Annotated in this window: 21 protein-coding genes and 1 tRNA gene; 10 read left to right on the forward strand and 12 right to left on the reverse strand. The window is 74.2% G+C overall.

The features are described 5' to 3' along the window. Together ACZ402_RS07965 and ACZ402_RS07970 are read left to right on the forward strand one after the other, a co-directional pair. On the forward strand, nucleotides 1-660 hold the full coding sequence (locus ACZ402_RS07965) for an energy-coupling factor ABC transporter ATP-binding protein (protein WP_375823161.1): 660 nt from the start codon (nucleotides 1-3) through the stop codon (nucleotides 658-660). After that, complete coding sequence (locus tag ACZ402_RS07970) at nucleotides 657-1256, forward strand: CbiQ family ECF transporter T component (RefSeq protein WP_375822852.1); 600 nt, start codon at nucleotides 657-659, stop codon at nucleotides 1254-1256. The genes ACZ402_RS07965 and ACZ402_RS07970 overlap by 4 nt, the downstream gene beginning before the upstream one ends. Before the next feature lie 136 nt (nucleotides 1257-1392). On the opposite strand, the gene ACZ402_RS07975 is transcribed toward ACZ402_RS07970, so the two are convergent. The 3 genes from ACZ402_RS07975 to ACZ402_RS07985 are packed head-to-tail and all read right to left on the reverse strand — an operon-like array spanning nucleotide 1393 to nucleotide 4197. Next, nucleotides 1393-2739 (reverse strand): MFS transporter, encoded by a 1347-nt coding sequence (locus ACZ402_RS07975; RefSeq protein WP_375822854.1) that lies wholly within the window; start codon nucleotides 2737-2739, stop codon nucleotides 1393-1395. Further along, nucleotides 2736-3416 (reverse strand): ArsR/SmtB family transcription factor, encoded by a 681-nt coding sequence (locus ACZ402_RS07980; protein ID WP_375822855.1) that lies wholly within the window; start codon nucleotides 3414-3416, stop codon nucleotides 2736-2738. The genes ACZ402_RS07975 and ACZ402_RS07980 overlap by 4 nt, the downstream gene beginning before the upstream one ends. A 43-nt stretch (nucleotides 3417-3459) precedes the next feature. Continuing rightward, nucleotides 3460-4197: a phosphatase PAP2 family protein gene (locus tag ACZ402_RS07985; RefSeq protein WP_375822856.1), complete on the reverse strand. Its 738-nt coding sequence runs from the start codon at nucleotides 4195-4197 to the stop codon at nucleotides 3460-3462. A gap of 213 nt (nucleotides 4198-4410) precedes the next feature. On the opposite strand from ACZ402_RS07985, the gene ACZ402_RS07990 reads away from it, so the two are divergent. From ACZ402_RS07990 to ACZ402_RS08005, 4 genes are all read left to right on the forward strand, one after another. After that, on the forward strand, nucleotides 4411-4560 hold the full coding sequence (locus tag ACZ402_RS07990; RefSeq protein WP_156533217.1) for a hypothetical protein: 150 nt from the start codon (nucleotides 4411-4413) through the stop codon (nucleotides 4558-4560). Between the two features lie 187 nt (nucleotides 4561-4747). Further along, nucleotides 4748-5392, forward strand: coding sequence for an oligoribonuclease (gene orn, locus ACZ402_RS07995; protein ID WP_375823162.1), 645 nt, complete (start codon nucleotides 4748-4750; stop codon nucleotides 5390-5392). A 75-nt stretch (nucleotides 5393-5467) separates the two neighbouring features. Beyond that, nucleotides 5468-5543 (forward strand) — tRNA-His (locus ACZ402_RS08000). 115 nt (nucleotides 5544-5658) lie between these two features. Next, nucleotides 5659-6384 carry a Crp/Fnr family transcriptional regulator gene (locus ACZ402_RS08005; protein ID WP_375822858.1) on the forward strand — a complete coding sequence of 242 codons (726 nt, stop codon included), beginning with the start codon at nucleotides 5659-5661 and terminating at the stop codon, nucleotides 6382-6384. Here the strand turns inward: ACZ402_RS08005 and ACZ402_RS08010 are convergent. The 3 genes from ACZ402_RS08010 to ACZ402_RS08020 all read right to left on the reverse strand — a co-directional run bounded on the left by ACZ402_RS08010 (nucleotide 6315) and on the right by ACZ402_RS08020 (nucleotide 9332). Then, a complete protein-coding gene (locus ACZ402_RS08010; RefSeq protein WP_375822860.1) occupies nucleotides 6315-8306 on the reverse strand; it encodes a heavy metal translocating P-type ATPase in 1992 nt (663 codons plus the stop codon). The genes ACZ402_RS08005 and ACZ402_RS08010 overlap by 70 nt on opposite strands. Continuing rightward, on the reverse strand, nucleotides 8303-8536 hold the full coding sequence (locus ACZ402_RS08015; RefSeq protein ID WP_264032217.1) for a heavy-metal-associated domain-containing protein: 234 nt from the start codon (nucleotides 8534-8536) through the stop codon (nucleotides 8303-8305). The genes ACZ402_RS08010 and ACZ402_RS08015 overlap by 4 nt, the downstream gene beginning before the upstream one ends. A 142-nt stretch (nucleotides 8537-8678) precedes the next feature. Continuing rightward, entirely contained in the window at nucleotides 8679-9332 is a 654-nt protein-coding gene (locus ACZ402_RS08020) for a LysE family translocator (protein ID WP_375822861.1), read from the reverse strand. Nucleotides 9333-9567: 235 nt separating this feature from the next. Here ACZ402_RS08020 and ACZ402_RS08025 point away from each other — a divergent pair, with 235 nt between their 5' ends. The 4 genes from ACZ402_RS08025 (at nucleotide 9568) to ACZ402_RS08040 (ending at nucleotide 12765) form a co-directional block, all read left to right on the forward strand. Then, nucleotides 9568-10401, forward strand: a complete 834-nt coding sequence (locus ACZ402_RS08025; protein ID WP_264032219.1) for an ABC transporter ATP-binding protein — start codon at nucleotides 9568-9570, stop codon at nucleotides 10399-10401. Beyond that, on the forward strand, nucleotides 10398-11039 hold the full coding sequence (locus ACZ402_RS08030; RefSeq protein WP_237842265.1) for an ABC transporter permease: 642 nt from the start codon (nucleotides 10398-10400) through the stop codon (nucleotides 11037-11039). The genes ACZ402_RS08025 and ACZ402_RS08030 overlap by 4 nt, the downstream gene beginning before the upstream one ends. Next, on the forward strand, nucleotides 11036-11770 hold the full coding sequence (locus tag ACZ402_RS08035; protein WP_375822863.1) for an ABC transporter permease: 735 nt from the start codon (nucleotides 11036-11038) through the stop codon (nucleotides 11768-11770). Before ACZ402_RS08030 ends, ACZ402_RS08035 begins: the two co-directional genes overlap by 4 nt. A 77-nt stretch (nucleotides 11771-11847) precedes the next feature. Then, nucleotides 11848-12765, forward strand: coding sequence for an ABC transporter substrate-binding protein (locus ACZ402_RS08040; RefSeq protein ID WP_375822865.1), 918 nt, complete (start codon nucleotides 11848-11850; stop codon nucleotides 12763-12765). Between the two features lie 109 nt (nucleotides 12766-12874). Here ACZ402_RS08040 and ACZ402_RS08045 read toward each other — a convergent pair whose 3' ends face one another. The 6 genes from ACZ402_RS08045 to trmB all read right to left on the reverse strand — a co-directional run bounded on the left by ACZ402_RS08045 (nucleotide 12875) and on the right by trmB (nucleotide 19166). Next, entirely contained in the window at nucleotides 12875-13798 is a 924-nt protein-coding gene (locus ACZ402_RS08045) for an ATP-grasp domain-containing protein (protein ID WP_375822866.1), read from the reverse strand. Nucleotides 13799-13893: 95 nt separating this feature from the next. Beyond that, entirely contained in the window at nucleotides 13894-15477 is a 1584-nt protein-coding gene (locus ACZ402_RS08050) for a dihydrolipoyl dehydrogenase family protein (RefSeq protein ID WP_375822868.1), read from the reverse strand. Between the two features lie 64 nt (nucleotides 15478-15541). After that, the gene (locus ACZ402_RS08055) at nucleotides 15542-16108 is read right to left on the reverse strand and encodes an AAA family ATPase (protein ID WP_375822870.1); all 567 of its coding nucleotides are present in this window, start codon (nucleotides 16106-16108) and stop codon (nucleotides 15542-15544) included. 126 nt (nucleotides 16109-16234) lie between these two features. Beyond that, a complete protein-coding gene (locus ACZ402_RS08060) occupies nucleotides 16235-17881 on the reverse strand; it encodes a solute symporter family protein (RefSeq protein ID WP_375822871.1) in 1647 nt (548 codons plus the stop codon). Next, entirely contained in the window at nucleotides 17878-18228 is a 351-nt protein-coding gene (locus tag ACZ402_RS08065) for a DUF485 domain-containing protein (RefSeq protein WP_375822873.1), read from the reverse strand. Before ACZ402_RS08065 ends, ACZ402_RS08060 begins: the two co-directional genes overlap by 4 nt. 173 nt (nucleotides 18229-18401) lie before the next feature. After that, nucleotides 18402-19166, reverse strand: a complete 765-nt coding sequence (gene trmB / locus ACZ402_RS08070) for a tRNA (guanosine(46)-N7)-methyltransferase TrmB (protein WP_375822874.1) — start codon at nucleotides 19164-19166, stop codon at nucleotides 18402-18404.

Consider the following 19166-nt stretch of genomic DNA (forward strand, 5'->3'; position numbering starts at 1 on the left):
GTGCACGTGCGCCTCGGCGAGCGCGACGTGCTGCGCAGGGTCGACCTCGAGCTGCGCGAGCGGCGCGTGGGGATCGTCGGGGCCAACGGCTCGGGCAAGAGCACGCTCGCGCGCCTGCTCAACGGGCTCGTCGTGCCGACGTCGGGCCGGGTCCTGGTCGACGGCCTCGACACGCGCCGCGACGGCCCGGCGGTCCGTCGGCGCGTGGGGTTCGTGTTCACGGACCCGGACGCCCAGATCGTCATGCCGACGGTCGCGGAGGACGTCGCGTACTCGCTGCGTCGCCACGCTCCGGCCGAGCGCGACGCCCTCGTGCGGGCGGCCCTCGCCGCGCGCGGCCTGGCGGACCACGCCGACCACCCCGCACACCTGCTCTCGGGCGGGCAGAAGCAGCTCCTCGCGCTCACGTCGGTGCTCGCCGCGGGGCCGCGGCTCGTCGTCGCCGACGAGCCCACGACGCTCCTCGACCTGCGCAACACGCGGCGGTTCGCCGCCGAGCTCGCGGCGCTCCCCCAGCAGGTCGTGCTCGTCTCGCACGACCTGTCGCTCATGGACGCGATGGACCGCGTGCTCGTGGTGGACGACGGACGGGTCGTCGCCGACGACGCGCCGGGGCCCGCCGTCGCGCGCTACCTGCGCCTCGTCGACGGGGCGTCGTGACCCCGGGCACCTACCGGCCGGGGTCGTCGGTCCTGCACCGCGCCCCGGCCGGGGCCAAGCTCGCGGGGTTGGCGGCGGCGTCGGCCGTCGTGCTCCTCGTGTCCTCGCCGGCGGGGGTCGGCGCGGTGGTCCTCGCCGTCGGCGCGCTCTACGCGGTCGCCGGCGTGGGACGGCGTGCGGCGTGGGAGCAGGTGCGCCCCTTGCGCGTGGTCGTGCCCGTGCTCCTCGCCGTCCAGTGGCTCGCCCTCGGCCCGGTGCCGGCGGTCGTGCTCACGACCCGGCTCGTCGCGCTGGTCGCGCTCGCGGGGCTCGTGCTCCTCACGACCCGGACGTCCGCCGTCCTCGCCGCGATCGAGCGGGGGCTGCGGCCGCTGCGCCGCCTCGGCGTCGACGTCGACCGTGCGGCCCTCGTCCTGTCGCTCGCCGTACGCTGCGTCCCCGTCGTCGCCGCGCTGGCCCAGCGCGTGCGGGACGCGTGCCGCGCCCGGGGCCGCGAGCACGACGTCCGCGCCTACGCCGTCCCGCTCGTCGTCGGCGCGCTGCGCCAGGCCGACGCGCTCGGCGACGCGCTGCGCGCCCGCGGCCTCGACGACTGACGGCCCGTCCCGCCGTCGTGCCGAGATAGAGCGCTGGTCTCACGAGGTAGAGCCCTGGTCACGACCAGGCCTCTACCTCGCTGTACCAGTCCTCTACCCCGCCGCACCAGGCCTCTACCTCGCGGAGAGGGCGCTCTCATCGGGACGCAGGCTCGCCGGTGGCGCGGCGGCCGCGGAGGGAGACGACCGCCGCGACGAGGATGCCGACCACGGTCACGACCAGCAGGGCGCGGTAGTCGACGGCGCCCACGAGGGCCGCGCCGACCACGGTCAGCACGAGCTGCGGGACGTTGACCAGCAGCAGGCTGGCGGCGGCGACGCGCCCCTGGAGGCCCGGGGGCGTGCGGAGCTGCCGCTCGGTGACGAAGCCGACGATCGACCAGGTGGCGCCGAGCCCGACCGCGCCCAGCCCGAGCACGATCGCCACGACGTTCGTCCCCGTCGCGGGCACGATGCCGAGCGCGAGCACCAGCAGCCCGAGGGCGACGAGCCGCTGCGCGCCCCAGCGGGCGACGAGGCGGGCCGCCGTGAGCCCCGCGACGATCGCCGTGAGCGCCTGGACCGAGGAGATGGGACCCAGCAGCTCCGGGGCCAGCCCGAGCCCGTCCTCGACGATCGCGAGGCTGACCGCGTTGAGCAGCCCGACCCCCGCGAACGCGACGAGCATGGCGAGGGTGAGCACGCCGAGCGGGGCCGTCCGCACGAGGTGGCGGAAGCCCGCCGTCATCTCGGCCAGGTACGGCTCGCGCTCGGCGGCCGGGGTCGGCGGCGTCTCGACGAGCCGGATCCGGCCGATGACGGTGCCCGCGACGGCGAACGCGACGGAGGCGGCGACCACGAGCGGCCACGCGCCGGCGAGCGCGTAGGCGCCCGCGCCGACGACCGGCATGAGGAGGCGGAAGACCTGGTCGATCGTCGTGAGCCGGCCGTTCGCGGGCGCGATCGCCTCGTCCGGGAGCATGTCCCGCACGAGGCCCGCCTGGGCCGCCGCCGTCGCGAACCCGACCCCCGAGTAGATCACCGTCACCACGAACACGAGCCAGACCTGCTCGGGCCCGCGGACGGCGAGGAGGGCGAGGAGGCTCACAGCGCCGACGAGGTACGTGACGACGAGCATCCGTCGGCGCGACACCCGGTCGGCGAGCTGCCCGAGGAGCGGGGACGCGAGCGCCGGCAGCCCGAGCGCCGCGAACACCAGCCCCGCGGCACCGTTCGAGCCGGTGAGGTCCTTCACCCACACGGCGAGGATGATCGCGAGGACCGAGTCGGCGAAGTTCGTGAACCCCCACGCGACCGACAGGAGCCGGAACCCGCGGGACCGCAGCGCGGCCCGGGGGTCCGGGGCGTCGTCCCGGACGGCGACGGGGACGGCCGCGGCGCCGGGCTCCGCCGCCGCCCCCGGCGCGTCCTGGGGCGCGTCCCCGGGAGCGTCCCTGGGAGCGGGTGGGGCGGCGACGTCGGTCGGCTCGGGGGTCGCGCTCATCGGGGGGCCTCCGGGAGATCGGCGTTGACGACGGAGAAGAGGCGTGCACGGCGCGCGCCCGCGGGACGGAGCGACGTGTCCTCCCAGCGCCCCCGGAACCGGTCGGTGAGCGCCTCGACCTCGCGGGCGAGGGCGTCGAGCTCCTCGCGGGTCGCGTAGAAGGACGCGCCGGTCATCGTGGAGGCGAGGAGCCACTGCGGGTCGTCGGTGGCCGCGCCGGCGAGCCACGTCCGCACGCGCGCCGCCTCCTGGTCGATCATGAGGCTCGCGACCGCGCCCGCCGCGTGCAGCGTCTCCGGCACGTCGGGGTCGAACGTCGTCTGCCGGCCCCGCCCGACGGAACGCCACGGCCGCTCCTTGCCGCGCCGCTCCGCCGGCTCGACGTATCCGTACTTGGCGAGCATGCGCAGGTGGAAGGAGCAGCTCGCGACCGACTCGCCCATGACCTCGGCGCACCGCGTCGCGGTCACCTCGCCCTCGTCGTCGAGCAGCGCGAGGATCCGCAGGCGGAGCGGGTGGGCGAGCGCCCGGATGGTCGCCGGGTCGCGGGCGACGACCTGGCCCGCCTCGGGCCGGGGGCCGCGCGGGAGCGTGCCCGACGACGGCGCGGGGGCGGGATCGCTGGGCGCGCCCGGGTCGTCCGGGCCGGTGGCGTGAGGGTCGGCCGATGTGCTCATGCCCTCACGCTAGTTCACGAAAGACTTCTTGCGCAAGAGTTCTTTAGCGAGGCTCCGGCACCTCTTCCGAGCCGCCGCGACGCCGCACCCGCCCGTCGTGGACGCGACTCATCACGACCACCACGCCCAGGACCGCCACGGCGAGCGACAGGCCCGCCAGGACGTCGGTGAGGAAGTGGTACCCGAGGTAGAGCCGGCTCAGCGCCACGGCCCCGATCACGAGCACGGAGGCGACCGCCCAGACCGCGAGGACCCGCGGGTCGTGGTGGCGGTGCCACACCAGGTACCCGCCCACCAGGACCAGCGTGGCCGCGCCGATCGTGTGCCCGGACGGGAAGGAGAACGATCGCTCCACCCCGGCGACGACCATCGACACGTCCGGCGGCCGCGGCCGGGCGATCACCGCCTTGAGCACGGTCGAGACCAGCGTCGCGAGCAGCATGGCTCCCGCGAGCAGGCCCGGTTCCCACCACGTCCCCGTGCGCCGCGCCCACACCACGCACCCGACCGCGACGAGAACGGGCAGCACGAACGGCCCCGACACGGTGGTGACCACCGTGAGGACGCCCGTCACGACCGACGTCCGGTGCGCGACCATCCACGCGAGCAGCGGCTCGTCGAGCCGCCACAGGTCGTCCTGCTCGCGGACCGCGTCCAGGAGGAGGGCGAAACCCGCGACCCCCGCGAGCACCAGGAGCAGGCCCGGCCACACGCTCACGAGGACCCCGCGCAGCGACGCGCCGCCCGGCGTCCCGCCCGTCCGCCTCTCCCCCGCGCTCATCCCCGGAGGCTACGCACGGCGGGCCGACGCCGCACCGCGACCGTCCGCCGTCGGGCACCGGGGCGCGACCCGACGCTCGTGGCGAAAAAGGGATGCACCGCCCACGACCCCCGTGGTCGTATGTACCCACACCGCGGTGACGTCCGTCCGGTCCGTACCGGGCGGTGGAGGGTCCGGCCAGACCCACGAACCCAGCGTCACGAGAGCAGAACCATGCATCCCTTGATCACGTACGACGTGGCGGCCCTCAGCCGTCGCGAGCAGCTGCAGGAGCAGACCCTGCGCCGGTCGCAGCTGCGCCGCACCACGACCCGCGTCCCGGCGAACACCCGGCAGGCCCGCCTGCCGCGCCGTACCGCATGACGCGCACCGACCGCTCGCCGGGCCGGGGACCCTCCCCGACAGGCGGCGGCGCACCCCGTCGAAGGCCCCGACCGTCCGGACCCTGGTGGACCGGACAGCCGGGGCCTTCGTCGTGCGCGCCGCGGCTAGGCTGTGGCCCGTGAGTCCTGTGAACGCGAACGAACGCATCGTCTGGATCGACTGCGAGATGACCGGGCTGGACCTGGGCGCCGACGCCCTCGTCGAGGTCGCCGCCGTCGTCACCGACTCCGAGCTCAACGTGCTCGGCGACGGGGTCGACGTCCTCGTCCGGCCCCCGGCCGAGGCGCTCGAGCAGATGGGCGACTTCGTCCGCCAGATGCACACGACCTCCGGGCTGCTCGACGAGCTCGACGAGGGCCTGACGCTCGCCGAGGCCGAGCAGCGCGTCCTCGACTACGTCCGCACGTGGGTCCCCGAGCCGGGCAAGGCGCCGCTGGCGGGCAACTCCGTCGGCACCGACAAGGGGTTCCTGGACCGCGACATGCCCGCGCTCATGAGCCACCTGCACTACCGCATCATCGACGTGTCCTCCGTCAAGGAGCTCTCGCGCCGCTGGTACCCGCGGGCGTACTTCTCGTCGCCGGAGAAGCACGGCGGGCACCGCGCGCTCGCGGACATCCTCGAGAGCATCGACGAGCTGCGCTACTACCGCGCCGCCGTGTTCGTCCCGCAGCCCGGCCCCGACTCCGCGACGGCGCGCAAGGTCGCCGAGCAGGTCGTGGCGACGAGCGTCACGCGCGGCCGGACCCGACCCGCGGACGACGAGGTCGAGACGTCCGTGGCCACCGTCACAGGACCCACCGACGCCTGACCTCGAAAAGCGGTCCGGGAGCACCCCGCGGACCGGGTACACTTTTCGACGGCCGGTGCTTCACGCCCGGTCATGGTGGGTATAGCTCAGCTGGTAGAGCACCTGGTTGTGGTCCAGGGGGTCGCGGGTTCAAGTCCCGTTACTCACCCCAGTCACACGAGGCCCGGGTCGGTCGGAGGAGCTCCTCCGACCGACCCGGGCCTTCGTCGTCCGGCGCGCACCCCGCGCAGCGCCATGACGACACCGGCCCGCGAGGGAGGCGAGTCGTGGCCGAGAACACCGGTCCGAGCACCCGTGGCGACCTGTGCGTCCGGGTCGTCCCGGTCTTCCAGGGGCTCACGCCCGAGCAGCAGCTCGACGTCGCCGCGGTCGCCCGACCGACGACGGTGCGCCCGGGCGACCGCCCCTTCGCCCACGTCGCCACGTCACTGCTCCTGGTCGTGCACGCGGGCCGCTTCAAGGTCGCACGCTCGGACGCGGAGGGGCGCGAGCAGGTCCTGCGGGTCCTGGGCCCGGGCGACTTCCTCGGTGAGGCCGGCTTCCTCACCGGCCGGCGCTCGGAGCACGTCGTCACCGCACTGGAACCGGGCCGGCTGTGCGTCTTCCGGCACGCGGACCTGGGCGAGCTCGTGCGGCGCCACCCCTCCATCGCCTTCCGGATGCTCCAGGCGGTCAGCGCCCGGCTGGACGACGTCGAGCAGCGCCTGGCGTCCGTCGTCTCCGGCGGGGTGGGAGCCCGGCTCGCGGAGTACCTGTTGTCGCTGCCGGCCCGGGGCACGCGGTCGGGTACCACGACCGGGGCGGCGCCGGAGACCGTCGTCCGGCTCCCGCTCGCGAAGAAGGACGTCGCCTCGCTGCTCGGCACGACGCCGGAGTCGCTGAGCCGACAGCTGCGCAGGCTCCACGACTCCGGCGTCATCGCTCAGCGCGCAGGCGGGGAGATCGTCGTCCTCGATGCCGACGTCCTCATGGATCTCGCCGCGCGGTCCTGACCGCCCGGGACGGCGGCGGCCGACCGCGGCCGGCGGGCGAGCCGCATCGCGTTGACGACGACCACGAGCACCGAGGCCTCGTGAACGAGCATCCCGACGGCCATGGTGACCCCACCGACGAGGATCCCGGTGAGCAGCGCGGCGACCGTGACGAGCGCGATCACGATGTTCTGCCGCATGGTGCGCACCGTGCGGCGCGCGAGCGAGACCGCGTGCGGCACCTTGAGCAGGTCGTCGCCCAGCAGTGCGACGTCGGCCGTCTCGATCGCGACCCGCGTCCCCGCAGCGCCCATCGCGACCCCGACGTCCGCCGCGGCGAGGGCCGGGGCGTCGTTCACGCCGTCGCCGACCATCGCGACGGTGTACCCCTCGCGCTGGAGGTCCCGCACGGCCGCGAGCTTCTCCTCGGGCAGCAGCCCCGACCGCACCTCGTCGACGCCGGTCTCGGCGGCCACGGCTTGCGCGACCGGGTCGACGTCGCCGGTGAGCACGACGATCCGGCGCACGCCGACCGCGCGCAGCCGGGACACCATCGACGCCGCGTCGGGTCGCACCCGGTCCGCGACCGCGACCACGCCGAGCACGGCGTCGCCCCGGGTGACCACCATCGGGGTCCGTCCGACCGCTGCTCGTTCCGCCATGACGGCAGCGGCGCGCCCGGCGCCCACGACGTCACGCCCCGCCAGGAGCGCAAGGTTGCCGACGGCGACCGGCACGCCGTCGAGCACCGCCAGCACGCCCCTGCCGGGGACCGGCTCGGTGTGCTCGGGAAGACCGACGACGACGTGCCCCGACTCCGCGGCGGCGTCGACGACCGCGCGGGCGAGCGGGTGCTCCGAGCCTGCCTCCACGCGCGCGGCGGTCAGCAGGACGTCGTCCTCGTCGGCCGCCGGGTCCAGCACGACCACGTCGGTCAGGCGGGGCCGGCCCTCGGTGAGCGTGCCGGTCTTGTCGAGCGCGACGGCGTCGACCCGGGCGACCGTCTCCAGGAACTCCCCGCCCTTGACGAGGACCCCGTCCCGCGCCGCGCGGCCGATGCCGGCGACGACGGACACGGGGATCGAGATGACGAGCGCGCCCGGGCACGCGACGACGAGCAGAGTCAGGGCGAGCAGCACGTCGCGCGTGAGCACGCCGACGGCCACGGCGAGCACGATGACGGCCGGCGTGTACCAGGCCGAGAACCGCTCCATGAACCCCTGGGCGCGTGCTCGGGCGTCCTGCGCCTCCTCGACCCGGTGGATGATCCGAGCGAGCGTCGTGTCCTCCCCCACGCCCGTGGCGGTCACCTGGAGGAGCCCGGCCGTGACGATCGTCCCCGCGAACATCGCGTCCCCGGCGACCTTCTCGGTCGGGATCGACTCCCCCGTGACGGAGGACTCGTCCACGGCCCCCACGCCGCGGAGGATCGTGCCGTCCACCGGGACCTTGGCCCCGTTCTTCACCAGCACGGTCTCACCCGCCGCGACGTCGGCCGCCGTGACCTCGACCTGGCGCCCGTCGCGCAGGACGACGGCGGCGTCCGGCAGGACGGCGACCAGCTCGGCCAACGCGGCGCGGGTCCTGTCGAGCGTGGCCGACTCCAGAGCGTGCCCGACGGCGAACAGGAACGTGACGGCCGCCGCCTCCCAGAAGTTCCGGACCAGGATCGCTCCGACGGCCGCCACCGCGACCAGGAGGTCGATGCCGATGCTCCGCGCCGTGAGCGCGCGCCAGGCCGCGACCGCGACCGGCGCGCCCGCGACGACGGCGGCCGACACCATGAGGGCGTCGGACCACCACCCGTGCCCGGCGAGCGCGGAGGCCGCAAAGGACGCGAGGACCAGCGTCCCGGCTGCCGCCGGCACCGCCCATCGACCCCGCGCCCAGGCACGGAGGCGCGGGCCGGCGCTGCGGGCCGTGAACCCGCCCGGGGCGTTCATGCGAGCGCGGGGCGCGCGACGTACCCCGCCCTCGCGACCGCGGCCACGAGGTCCTCGACGCCGGAGACCGCGGGGTCGTGCACGACCTCGATCCGCGCGGACGCGAACCGGACCCGCACCGACCGGACGCCGTCGAGCCGACCGACCTGCTTCTCGATCTTCGCCACGCACGAGGGGCAGGAGAAGCCGTCCGCCCGCAGGATCGTGGTGACGTCCATCGTCGTGCTCATCGTGGTTCTCCCGTCGTCGCGCGGCCCCTCGTGGGCCGACGAGAACGACGCTAGGGAGACCGGCCGCAGTTGTCCTTGACCCTGGTCAAGTGGTGACGGGCGTCATGCTCGGCCATCGAGGGCCGTCGAGGGCCGTCGCCGCTCAGGTCGTGCGGTGCGAGGCGACGGCGAGCACGCCGCCCAGGCCGATCATCATGCCGCCGCCCGTCGCGCGGACCGCGCTCAGGCGCCGCGGGGAGGAGGCGAACCAGGACCGGGCCGCGCCGGCGGCGAGCGCCCACGCGCTGTCGCAGACGAACGCGATCACCGTGAAGACCAGTCCGAGCACCATCATCTGGGCGGGCACGCGACCGGCGTGGAAGTCCGTGAACTGGGGCAGGACGGCGACGAAGAACACGATGGTCTTCGGGTTCGTCACGCCGACGACGTAGCCCTGCCGCACGACGCGCCACCACGGCTCGCGCACGGGCGCGACGTCGACGTCGACGTCGACGTCGACGGCACCCTCGCGCCGGTGCCGGATCGCCTGGACGCCGAGGTAGACGAGGTAGGCCGCGCCGACGAGCTTGACGGCCGTGAAGACGGCCACGGACGTCGCGACGACCGTGCCGACCCCGAGCGCCACGGCGACGACGAGCGTCAGCGCGCCGAGCTCGTTGCCGAGGACGCTCAGCACCCCGCCCCGGTGCCCGAGCGTGAGCGACCGGCCGACGACGAACAGCACGCTCGGCCCGGGGATCACGACGAGCACGAGCGAGGCGAGGGAGAAGGCGAGCAGGGAGTCGAGGGGCGGCACAGCGCCACGATAGGCCCCGACGTGGTGTACGTCACGGGAGAATCCCGCGGCGCCCCGGGCGGCCCGCGCCGGACCGGCGTGGTGCGCGACGGCGCGAAGCCGACGTACCGGTGCGAGTGCGACGTGTCGGTGGTTCGACGTACGGTCGGTGGACGCGTGGCATCGCGCTCGGCTGGCCGGCCACGGTCGTGGTTGGGTGGAGGCCGGTTCACCGACTGTCGGGAGGCAGCGCCCCATGATCGAGTTCCGATCGGTCACCAAGACGTACCCGGACGGCACGGCGGCGGTCGCGGACTTCGACCTGGTGATCCCGCCCCACCGCACGACGGTGCTCGTCGGGTCGTCCGGGAGCGGCAAGACGACGCTCCTGCGCATGATCAACCGCATGGTGGAGCCCACGTCGGGCACGATCGAGATCGACGGCGCGTCCATCCTCGACCGCGACCCCGTGAAGCTGCGCCGCAGCATCGGGTACGTCCTGCAGAACGGCGGGCTCCTCCCCCACCACAAGGTCGTCGACAACGTGGCGACGGTGCTGCGCCTCGAGGGCACCCCGCGCCGGCAGGCGCGCGACCGTGCGCTCGAGCTGCTCGACACCGTGGGCCTCGACCGCGCGCTCGCGGACCGCTACCCGAGCCAACTCTCGGGGGGCCAGCAGCAGCGCGTCGGCGTGGCGCGCGCGCTCGCCGCGGACCCGAACATCCTGCTCATGGACGAGCCGTTCGGGGCCGTCGACCCGATCGTGCGCGCCGAGCTCCAGACGGAGACCATCCGGCTGCAGCGCGAGCTGGACAAGACGGTCGTCTTCGTCACGCACGACATCGACGAGGCGTTCCTGCTCGGCGACCAGGTCGTCATCCTCGAGAAGGGGGCGCAGGTGGCCCAGATCGGGTCCCCGAGCGAGATCCTGGAGAACCCCGCGAGCGAGTTCGTCGCGAGCTTCATCGGGGCGGAGCGGGGCGCCCGGGCTCTGCACACCAAGCGCACCGAGCACGGGACCGTGCTCGTGGACGGCACGGGACGCACCCAGGGCGTCCTGGTCGACGACCGCGCCGAGGGCGGCGCATGACCTGGGTCCTGGACAATCTCGACCTCATCGGCCGTCTCACGGTCGAGCACCTCAGCCAGTGCGTGGTGCCGATCGTGCTCGGGTTCCTCGTCTCGATCCCGCTGGGCTGGCTCGCCTTCCGGTTCCGCCTCACGCGGGGCCTCGTCCTGACGCTCGTCGGCCTGCTCTACACGATCCCGTCGCTCGCGCTCTTCGCGCTGCTCCCGCCGCTCCTCGGCATCAGCTTCCTGTCCGAGCTGAACCTGGTCGTCGCGCTGACGATCTACGCCGTGGCCATCATGACCCGGTTCGTCGCGGACGCCCTCGCCTCGGTCGACCCGACGGTCCGGCAAGCCGCTCTCGCGGTCGGCTACGGGCCGTGGCGGCGCTTCTGGCAGGTCGACCTCCCGCTCGCCGGACCGGTCGTGCTCGCCGGGCTGCGCGTCACCGCCGTGTCGACCATCTCGCTCGCGACGGTCGGCATCCTCATCGGGATCGACAACCTCGGCTACCTCTTCACCAACGGCTACCAGCGGCAGATCGTCGCCGAGATCCTCTCGGGCGTCGTCGCGGTCGTCGTCATCGCCCTGCTCGTCGACCTGCTGCTCGTCCTCGCCGGGCGAGCGGTCATGCCCTGGTCCAGGAAGGTGCGCGCATGAACCTGTTCTCCGACGCGATCGCCTGGATCTTCTCCCCCGACCGGCTCACGGGCGCGCTCCCCCTCCCGGAGGCGATCTGGACCCACCTCGCGTTCACGTTCGTCTCGGTGCTCATCGCCGCGGCGATCGCGATCCCGGCAGGCTGGGCCATCGGCCACACGGGTCGTGGCCGGGAGTTCGCCGTCGCGCTCTCGGGTGCGGCCCGCGCCGTCCCGTCGTTCGGGCTCGTCCTGCTCCTCGTCCTCGTCTTCGGGGTGACGCACAAGGTCACCGCGTCCGTCACCGCGTTCGTCCTCCTCGCGATCCCGCCGATCCTCGCGGGCGCCTACGCCGGTGTGGAAGCCGTCGAGCGGCGCGTCGTCGACGGCGCCCGGTCCGTCGGCATGACCGGGTGGCAGGTGCTCTTCAAGGCCGAGGTGCCGCTCGGGCTCCCGCTGCTCATCGGCGGTCTCCGCTCCGCGACCCTCCAGGTGGTCGCGACCGTCACGCTCGCGGGCTACATCGGCAACTGGGGCCTCGGCTTCTACATCGTCCAGGGCATCCAGATCCGCGACTTCTCCCAGATCCTCGGAGCCTCTCTCCTCGTCGTCGTCCTGGCCGTCGTGCTCGACGCGCTGTTCGCGATCCTCCAACGGGTCGTCGTCCCGCGCGGCGTGACGGTCGGCCGCTCCTCGGACGACGCACCCGCCCGGCGGCGCCGTCGCCGGGTCCCCGCACCGACCACCGCCTGATACTCGGGCCCGACCTCCCGCACCGCACTCCGCCCGACCCTCCCGGTCCCCGGGACGGCCCTCAGAAAGGCAGACACATGCGCAGCACCCGACGCACCGCCGCCCTCGTCGCCGCAGCGGCGACCGCCGTCCTCACGCTCACCGCCTGCGGCGGCGGGTCCGACCCGCTCGACGCCGACACCGGGGCGTCCGACGGCAGCGCCTCGTCCGACACGATCGTCATCGGCTCCCAGGCCTACGACTCGAACGAGATCATCGCCGAGATCTACGCCCAGGCGCTCGAGGCCCAGGGCTTCACGGTCGAGCGGAACTTCTCGATCGGCCAGCGCGACGCCTACATGCCCGCGCTCGAGGACGGCGAGATCCAGCTCTTCCCGGAGTACACGGGCAACCTGCTGCAGTTCTTCGACCCGGAGACCACCGCGACGTCCCCCGAGGACGTCTACGCCGCGCTCCAGGACGCGCTGCCCGACGGGCTCACGGTCCTCGACCAGTCGAGCGCGACCGACCAGGACTCGTACAACGTCACCGAGGCCTTCGCCACGGAGCACGACCTCACGAGCCTCGCGGACCTCGCCGGGCTCGACGTGCCGCTCACGCTCGGCGGCCCGGCGGAGCTCGAGCAGCGCCCCTACGGCCCGCAGGGTCTCAAGGACGTGTACGGCGTCGACGTCTCCTTCGTCGCCACGGGCGACACCACCGTGCAGGACCTCGTGGCCGGCACCGTGAACATCGCCAACGTGTTCAGCGCCGACCCGAGCATCCAGACCGAGAACCTCGTGACGCTCGAGGACCCCGAGGGGCTCTTCCTCGCGTCCAACGTGGTGCCGCTCGTCAACGCGGACCTCGCCGACGAGATCGCGGACGTCATCAACCCGGTCAGCGCGGCCCTCACCCCGGAGGGCCTGATCGCCCTGAACGTCGAGTCCCGGGTCGACCAGCGTTCGCCCGAGGACATCGCGGCGGACTGGCTGTCGGAGAACGGCCTGGCCTGACCGCCGGCCCTGCAGGATCGTGGCCCGTCCCGGTCCCCGGGACGGGCCACGGTCACGAGCCGGCCGGCAGCCGGTTCCCGACGTCGGTGCGCGACGTCAGGAGGTGACGTCAGTGCGCGACGCGCGCGGCGATCGCGTCGGCGAACCGGTCGAGCGACCCCGGGGCGAGGGCGAGGAACAGCGACGGCTCGGTGAGCTCGAGCTCGATGACGACGACGCCGCCGTCGTTGCCCGTCACGACGTCGACGCGGGCGTAGAGGAAGCTCGTCACGTCCCCGCCGCCGACCGCGTCCGCCGCCACCGCGAGCGCCCGGCGCGCGACGTCGAGCTGCTCCTCGGTCGCGGTGAACGGGCTCATCTCCTCCTGCTGGTACAGGCCGCGGGTCGGGCGGTGCGGGCCGGTGAGGAGCGCGTTCTTGCGCACGGCGTGGGAGAACTCGCCGTCGACGAAGACGAGGCCCGTCTCGCCCGCGGTGTCGACGCTCGTCACGTACGGCTGCACCATGACCTCGCGCCCCGAGACCAGCAGGTTCTTCGCGTGCTGGATCGCGAGCCCCCGCGAGTGCGCCTCGCCCGCCTGGTAGCGGCCCGTGTCCTTGGCCCCGGCGCTGACGACCGGCTTGATGACGAAGTCGCCCTGGGCGGGCAGGCGCGTGTGGATCGCGCGCGAGGACAGGTTGCGCGCGGGGTCGAGCCACAGCGTCGGGATCACGGGGATACCCGCGCCCTCCAGCTCGCGCAGGTAGCCCTTGTCGGTGTTCCAGCGGAGCACGGCCTCCGCGTTGAGGATGCGCGGGACGCGCGCCGCCCACGCGACGAACTCGTCGCGCCGGGCCGAGTAGTCCCACGTCGAGCGCACGACGACGGCGTCGAACGCTGCCCAGTCGACGTCCGGGTCGTCCCAGACGGCGGGCTGCGCGGCGACGCCACGGGCGTCGAGCGCGCGCACGAGCGGCGCGTCGTCAGGGTCCAGGTGCGGCAGGACGGAGCACGTCGCGAGGGCGACGCGCGGGGCTGAGGTCTCGGTCGTCACGCCCCGAGCCTAGGGGACGGGACCGCCGCGCGGGCGCCCGGCCCTGTGACGTGCCCGGTCTCGGCGGCGTGCCCTCGCCGCCGCGACGTCGCACGCTACAGCCCGTACTCCTCCAGGAAGCGCAGCCAGACCTCGCTCACCGTCGGGTACGACGGCACCGCGTGCCACAGCCGCCGCAGCGGGACCTCGCCCACGACGGCGATCGTCGCGGCGTGCAGCATCTCTGCCGCGTCGGGGCCGACGAACGTGGCGCCGACGACGACCTCGCGCGCGGCGTCGACGACGAGCTGGGCGCTGCCGGCGTAGTCCTCGGCGCGCACGGCGGCGCCGGAGACGCTCGCGAGGTCGTACCGCACGACCCGCACGTCGATCCCGGCCTCCCGGGCGGACGCCTCGGTGTGCCCGACGGCCGCGACCTCGGGGCGTGTGAAGACGACCTGCGGGGACGCGACGCCGTCGGCGGTCGCCGCGAACCGCGACCACGGCGCGGGCGCCGCGCCGACGGCGGGTGCCCGCTCCCCCGCCGTGGGGGCCCCGTCGGTGTCCGGGTCGCCGAACCGCGCGGCGACGACGTCGCCCACGACCCGGCCCTGGTACTTGCCCTGGTGGGTCGTCGCGACCCGGCCGGTGACGTCACCCGCGGCGTACAGCCAGCCGCCCTCGGCACCCTCGGCAGCGTCCTGCGGCAACCCCTGCACGAGCATCGTGTCGTCGACGTCGAGCGCGCGCCCCGGGGTGAGCCCGACGCTGTCGACGCCGAGGTCCTGCGTCCGGGGGGCACGACCGGTGGCGACGAGCACGCGCTCCGCCGTCACGGGCGACACGTCCGGCGCCTCGCCGGCGTCGTCCCCGCCCCACCGCGACCCGACGGCCGAGAGCGTGAGGCGCGCCCCGCCGTCGGGCAGCGCCTCGACCGACTCGGTGGCGACCCCGAGGCGCACGTCCACGCCCAGCTCACGCAGCGACGCCGCGACCGCCACGCCCGCCCAGGGCTCGGTCCGGCCGAGCAGCCCCCCGCGCGAGAGGACCGTGACGCGCGTGCCGAGGTCGGCGAACGCGACGGCCATCTCCGTCGCGACCACTCCGCCGCCCACGATCGCGAGCGACTCGGGGACGTCCTCGACCGCCGTCGCCTCGCGGCTCGTCCAGGGGTTGGCGTCGGCCAGGCCGGGCACGTCGGGGAGCACGGGGACGCTCCCCGTCGCGACGATCACGGCGTGCCGGGCCGCGAGCCGCCGCGTCCGCGGGAGGTCGTCCGGGTCGGCGTCGGGCTCCTCGGCGACGACCTCCACGAGACGCGGGCCGACGATCCGTCCCAGCCCGCGCACGAGCGCGATCCCCGCGCCCTCGACCCAGGAGACCTGGCCGCCGTCGTCCCAGTCCGCGACCATCGCGTCGCGCCGCGCGAGGATCGCGGGGACGTCGAGCGCGTCGTCCACGCCCACCCCCGGGACGCCGCGCGCCTCGGCGCGCGCCGCGCCCGGCCGCAGGAGCGTCTTGGAGGGGATGCACGCCCAGTAGGAGCACTCGCCCCCCACCAGCTCGGCCTCGACGAGCGCGACGCTCAGGCCCGTGCGCCCGGCGCGGTCGGCGGCGTTCTCCCCGACGGGCCCGCCGCCGATCACGATCACGTCGTAGGTCTCGTCGGGCGCGGTCTCCTGCTGCGGGTCGCTCGTCATGGGCCCATCCTCACGCGGCGTCGCGCTCGTCGCCCAGCGGGAGGTCGGCGGGCTCGGCGGCGGGTCAGGCGACGCGCGCCTCGTCGAGCCGGTCGAGGACCTGCCGCACCGTCTCGGCGACGGACCGTCCCGTGGTGTCGAGGTGCAGTCCGCCCGGCGTCGACCGGGCCGCCGCGGCGAACTCGTCCGGCGTCCAGTCCCCGTACGCCCGCTTGTGCCGCGCGGCGTCGCGCGCGGCGAGGGTCGCGGCGTCCGGGATGAGCACGACGGCGTAGCACGGCCGGGTGCGCACGCGCGCCGTGAACCGCTCCAGGTCGGGCCCGAGCAGGATGTCCTGGACGACCGCGACCACGCCCGCCGCGGCGTAGGTGTCCGCGGCCTGCGCCGCGAGCTCCTGCCGCAGGTCGAGCTGGGCACGGGCCGCGGCCGACAGGGGCGGCGCCATGGACGCCTGCCCGCTCACGACGAACCGGCGGAACATGTCGCCGCGCACGTGCGCGGCCAGGGGGAACGTCCGGGCGAGCGCGTCGGCGACCGTCGACTTGCCCGAGGCCATCGCCCCGGTGACCACGAGGACGGGTGCCGGGCCGGCCTCGGGGGCGACGGCGTCGGGCAGGGACGGGGAGGGCATGGCGGGACGGTACGTCACGGCCGACCGCCCGGGCCACGGGATTCCCGGGACGGGGACGCGCAGGAGGCCCCGGTCCGTCGCCCGGACCGGGGCCTCCTCGCGGCGCCCGCGACAGGTGTCGCGCGCTTAGTGCACGACCGCCTTCTCGGCGCCCGCGCCCGTGAGCGACCGGACCTCCATCTCGGCGAACTTCTCCGGGTGCGGCTTCTCCTTGCTGAGCAGCGTCCCGAGGACCCCGAGCAGGAACGCGAGCGGGATGGAGATGATGCCCGGGTTGCTCAGCGGGAAGATCGCGAAGTCGATGTCCGTGTTCTTGATCATCGACAGGCTCGCGCCCGTCACCGGGTCGACCTTGCCGGACACGACGGGCGAGAACGCGATGAGCACGATGCACGAGATCAGCCCGCCGTACATGCTCCACAGCGCCCCGGACGTGTTGAACCGCTTCCAGAACAGCGAGTAGAGGATCGTCGGCAGGTTCGCGCTCGCCGCGACGGCGAACGCGAGCGCCACGAGGAACGCCACGTTCTGGCCCTGGGCGAAGATGCCGCCGAGGATCGCGAGGATCCCGATGACGACGACCGTGATGCGCGCGACCTTGACCTCGCCGTCGGGCTTCACCTCGCCCCGCTTGATGACGTTGGCGTAGATGTCGTGGGCGAAGCTCGCCGCCGCGGTGATCGTCAGGCCCGCCACGACGGCGAGGATCGTCGCGAACGCGACCGCGGAGATGAAGCCGAGCAGGATCTCCCCGCCGAGAGCGAACGCGAGCAGCGGCGCCGCCGAGTTCACGCCGCCTGGTGCCGCGCTGATCGTCTCCGGTCCCACGAGCGCCCCGGCGCCGTACCCGAGCACGAGCGTGAACAGGTAGAAGATGCCGATGAGCCAGATCGCCCACACGACCGAGCGGCGGGCCTCCTTGGCCGAGGGCACGGTGTAGAAGCGCATGAGCACGTGCGGCAGCCCGGCGGTGCCGAGCACGAGGGCGAGGGCGAGGGAGAGGAAGTCGAGCTTGGTCGTGCCGGTCGCGCCGTACTGCTTGCCGGGCTCGATGAGCGCCTCGCCGCCGACGCCCGCCCTGTCGATCGCGCCCTGGAGCAGGTCGGACAGGTTGAAGCCGAACGTGGCGAGCACCCACACCGTCATGACCGCGGCGCCCGCGATGAGCAGCACCGCCTTGATGATCTGCACCCACGTGGTGCCCTTCATGCCGCCGACCAGCACGTAGAGGATCATGAGCGCGCCCACGACCGCGACGACCACGCTCTGCCCCGCCGTCGAGGAGACGCCGAGCAGCAGGGCCACGAGCCCGCCGGCGCCCGCCATCTGGGCGAGCAGGTAGAAGAACACGACGGCCAGGGTCGCGAGCGCCGCCGCCATCCGCACGGGGCGCTGCTTGAGCCGGAACGACAGCACGTCGGCCATCGTGAACTTGCCCGTGTTGCGCAGCAGCTCGGCCACGAGCAGGAGCGCGACGAGCCACGCCACGAGGAACCCGATCGAGTAGAGGAAGCCGTCGTAGCCGTTGATCGCGATGGCGCCGCAGATCCCGAGGAAGCTCGCGGCGGAGAGGTAGTCGCCCGCGATGGCGGTGCCGTTCTGCGGGCCCGTGAACGAGCGCCCGCCCGCGTAGTAGTCGGCGGCGGACTTGTTCTGCCGCGACGCGCGCAGCACGATGACGAGCGTCACGGCGACGAAGACGCCGAAGATCGCGACGTTGACGACCGGGTTCCCGACGTCGGTGGCCTCCGCGGCCAGGAGGTGCGCGCTCACAGCTCGTCCTCCTCGATCTCCCGGCGCAGCGCGTCGGCCGCGGTGTCGAAGCGCTTGTTGGCCCAGCGCGCGTAGATCATGGTGATCGCGAACGTGGACACGAACTGGCCGAGGCCGAAGAGCAGCCCGACCGTGACGTTCCCCCACACCCGGATGCTCATGAAGTCGTGCGCGTAGTTCGCCAGCAGCACGTAGACGAAGTACCACACGAGGAACAGCGCGGTCATCGGGAACACGAAGTTCCGGAAGCGTCTGCGCAGGTCCTGGAACTCGGGCGAGCGTTGCACGCGCTGGTAGTCGGTCTCGTCGGCGGACCCCGGTCCGGGGGCGGCCGTCACGTCGGTCATGACGCCTCCGTTGGCTCATTCCGTGGACTGACAGAGAGCCCGCACCCCGCAGACGGCCACCTGTCGACGCGACCGCACGCGACGCTGCGTGCCCGGGGCGACGTTCTCCCCCGGCACAATGTGCCGTAGATCACTTCTGTCCGCAAGAACCCGGCACGGCCGGTCGCGACACGTCAGACGCGCACGTACTCCAGGTCGGTGATGACGCGGCCGGCGTTCTCGCCCTTGCGCTCGAACCCGGTGAGGACGCGGCCCTCGAAGCGCGGCGCCACGCCGCGCGGGCCGTGGACGTTGCGCAGCCCGGGCGCGGCGTCGAGCACGTCGAGCATCTGCTCCGCGTACTCGGCCCAGTCCGTGGCGAGCCGCAGCGTGCCGCCCGGCCGGGCGCCGTCGCCCGGAGCCCGCAGCACCCGCTCGGCGAGGGCCGCGAACGACGGCGCCACGAGTCGCCGCTTGTGGTGGCGGGACTTGTGCCACGGGTCGGGGAAGAAGATCCACAGCTCGTCGACGCTCCCCGCGGGCAGCGTCGTGGCCAGGAGCTCGGCTGCGTTCGCCTGGACCAGGCGCACGTTCGTGAGGTCGTGCTGGGACGCGCGCAGCACGGTCTGCGCGAGGCCCGGGGCGTACACCTCGACGGCGAGGAAGTCGGTGCCCGGCTCGCGCTCTGCCGCGGCCACCACGGCCTCGCCCTGGCCCGAGCCGATCTCGACGACGAGGCGCGCGTCGCGCCCGAACGTGCCCGCGACGTCCAGCACGAACTCCGGGTCGACCGACGTCCGCGCGACGTCGCGCGGCACGTCGACGACGTAGCGGTCCCGGTGGGCGTCCCACGCCCGCTGCTGGCGGGGCGCGAGGCGCCCGCTGCGTCGCACGAACGACACCGGCTGCGTGCGGTAGCGCGGGCGGTCGTCGAGGGTGTCGGGGGTCGGCTCGGGCAT

The sequence above is a fragment of the Cellulosimicrobium sp. NPDC030954 genome (assembly GCF_055571305.1).

Excerpts from the sequence above, each read along its gene's own strand:
- ACZ402_RS07975 (WP_375822854.1), bottom strand. The coding sequence starts at position 2,739 with ATGAGCGCGACCCCCGAGCCGACCGACGTCGCCGCCCCACCCGCTCCC.
- ACZ402_RS07980 (WP_375822855.1), bottom strand. The coding sequence starts at position 3,416 with ATGAGCACATCGGCCGACCCTCACGCCACCGGCCCGGACGACCCGGGC.
- ACZ402_RS07985 (WP_375822856.1), bottom strand. The coding sequence starts at position 4,197 with ATGAGCGCGGGGGAGAGGCGGACGGGCGGGACGCCGGGCGGCGCGTCG.
- ACZ402_RS07990 (WP_156533217.1), top strand. The coding sequence starts at position 4,411 with ATGCATCCCTTGATCACGTACGACGTGGCGGCCCTCAGCCGTCGCGAG.
- orn (WP_375823162.1), top strand. The coding sequence starts at position 4,748 with ATGACCGGGCTGGACCTGGGCGCCGACGCCCTCGTCGAGGTCGCCGCC.
- ACZ402_RS08010 (WP_375822860.1), bottom strand. The coding sequence starts at position 8,306 with ATGAACGCCCCGGGCGGGTTCACGGCCCGCAGCGCCGGCCCGCGCCTC.
- ACZ402_RS08015 (WP_264032217.1), bottom strand. The coding sequence starts at position 8,536 with ATGAGCACGACGATGGACGTCACCACGATCCTGCGGGCGGACGGCTTC.
- ACZ402_RS08025 (WP_264032219.1), top strand. The coding sequence starts at position 9,568 with ATGATCGAGTTCCGATCGGTCACCAAGACGTACCCGGACGGCACGGCG.
- ACZ402_RS08030 (WP_237842265.1), top strand. The coding sequence starts at position 10,398 with ATGACCTGGGTCCTGGACAATCTCGACCTCATCGGCCGTCTCACGGTC.
- ACZ402_RS08035 (WP_375822863.1), top strand. The coding sequence starts at position 11,036 with ATGAACCTGTTCTCCGACGCGATCGCCTGGATCTTCTCCCCCGACCGG.
- ACZ402_RS08040 (WP_375822865.1), top strand. The coding sequence starts at position 11,848 with ATGCGCAGCACCCGACGCACCGCCGCCCTCGTCGCCGCAGCGGCGACC.
- ACZ402_RS08050 (WP_375822868.1), bottom strand. The coding sequence starts at position 15,477 with ATGACGAGCGACCCGCAGCAGGAGACCGCGCCCGACGAGACCTACGAC.
- ACZ402_RS08055 (WP_375822870.1), bottom strand. The coding sequence starts at position 16,108 with ATGCCCTCCCCGTCCCTGCCCGACGCCGTCGCCCCCGAGGCCGGCCCG.
- ACZ402_RS08065 (WP_375822873.1), bottom strand. The coding sequence starts at position 18,228 with ATGACCGACGTGACGGCCGCCCCCGGACCGGGGTCCGCCGACGAGACC.
- trmB (WP_375822874.1), bottom strand. The coding sequence starts at position 19,166 with ATGCCCGAGCCGACCCCCGACACCCTCGACGACCGCCCGCGCTACCGC.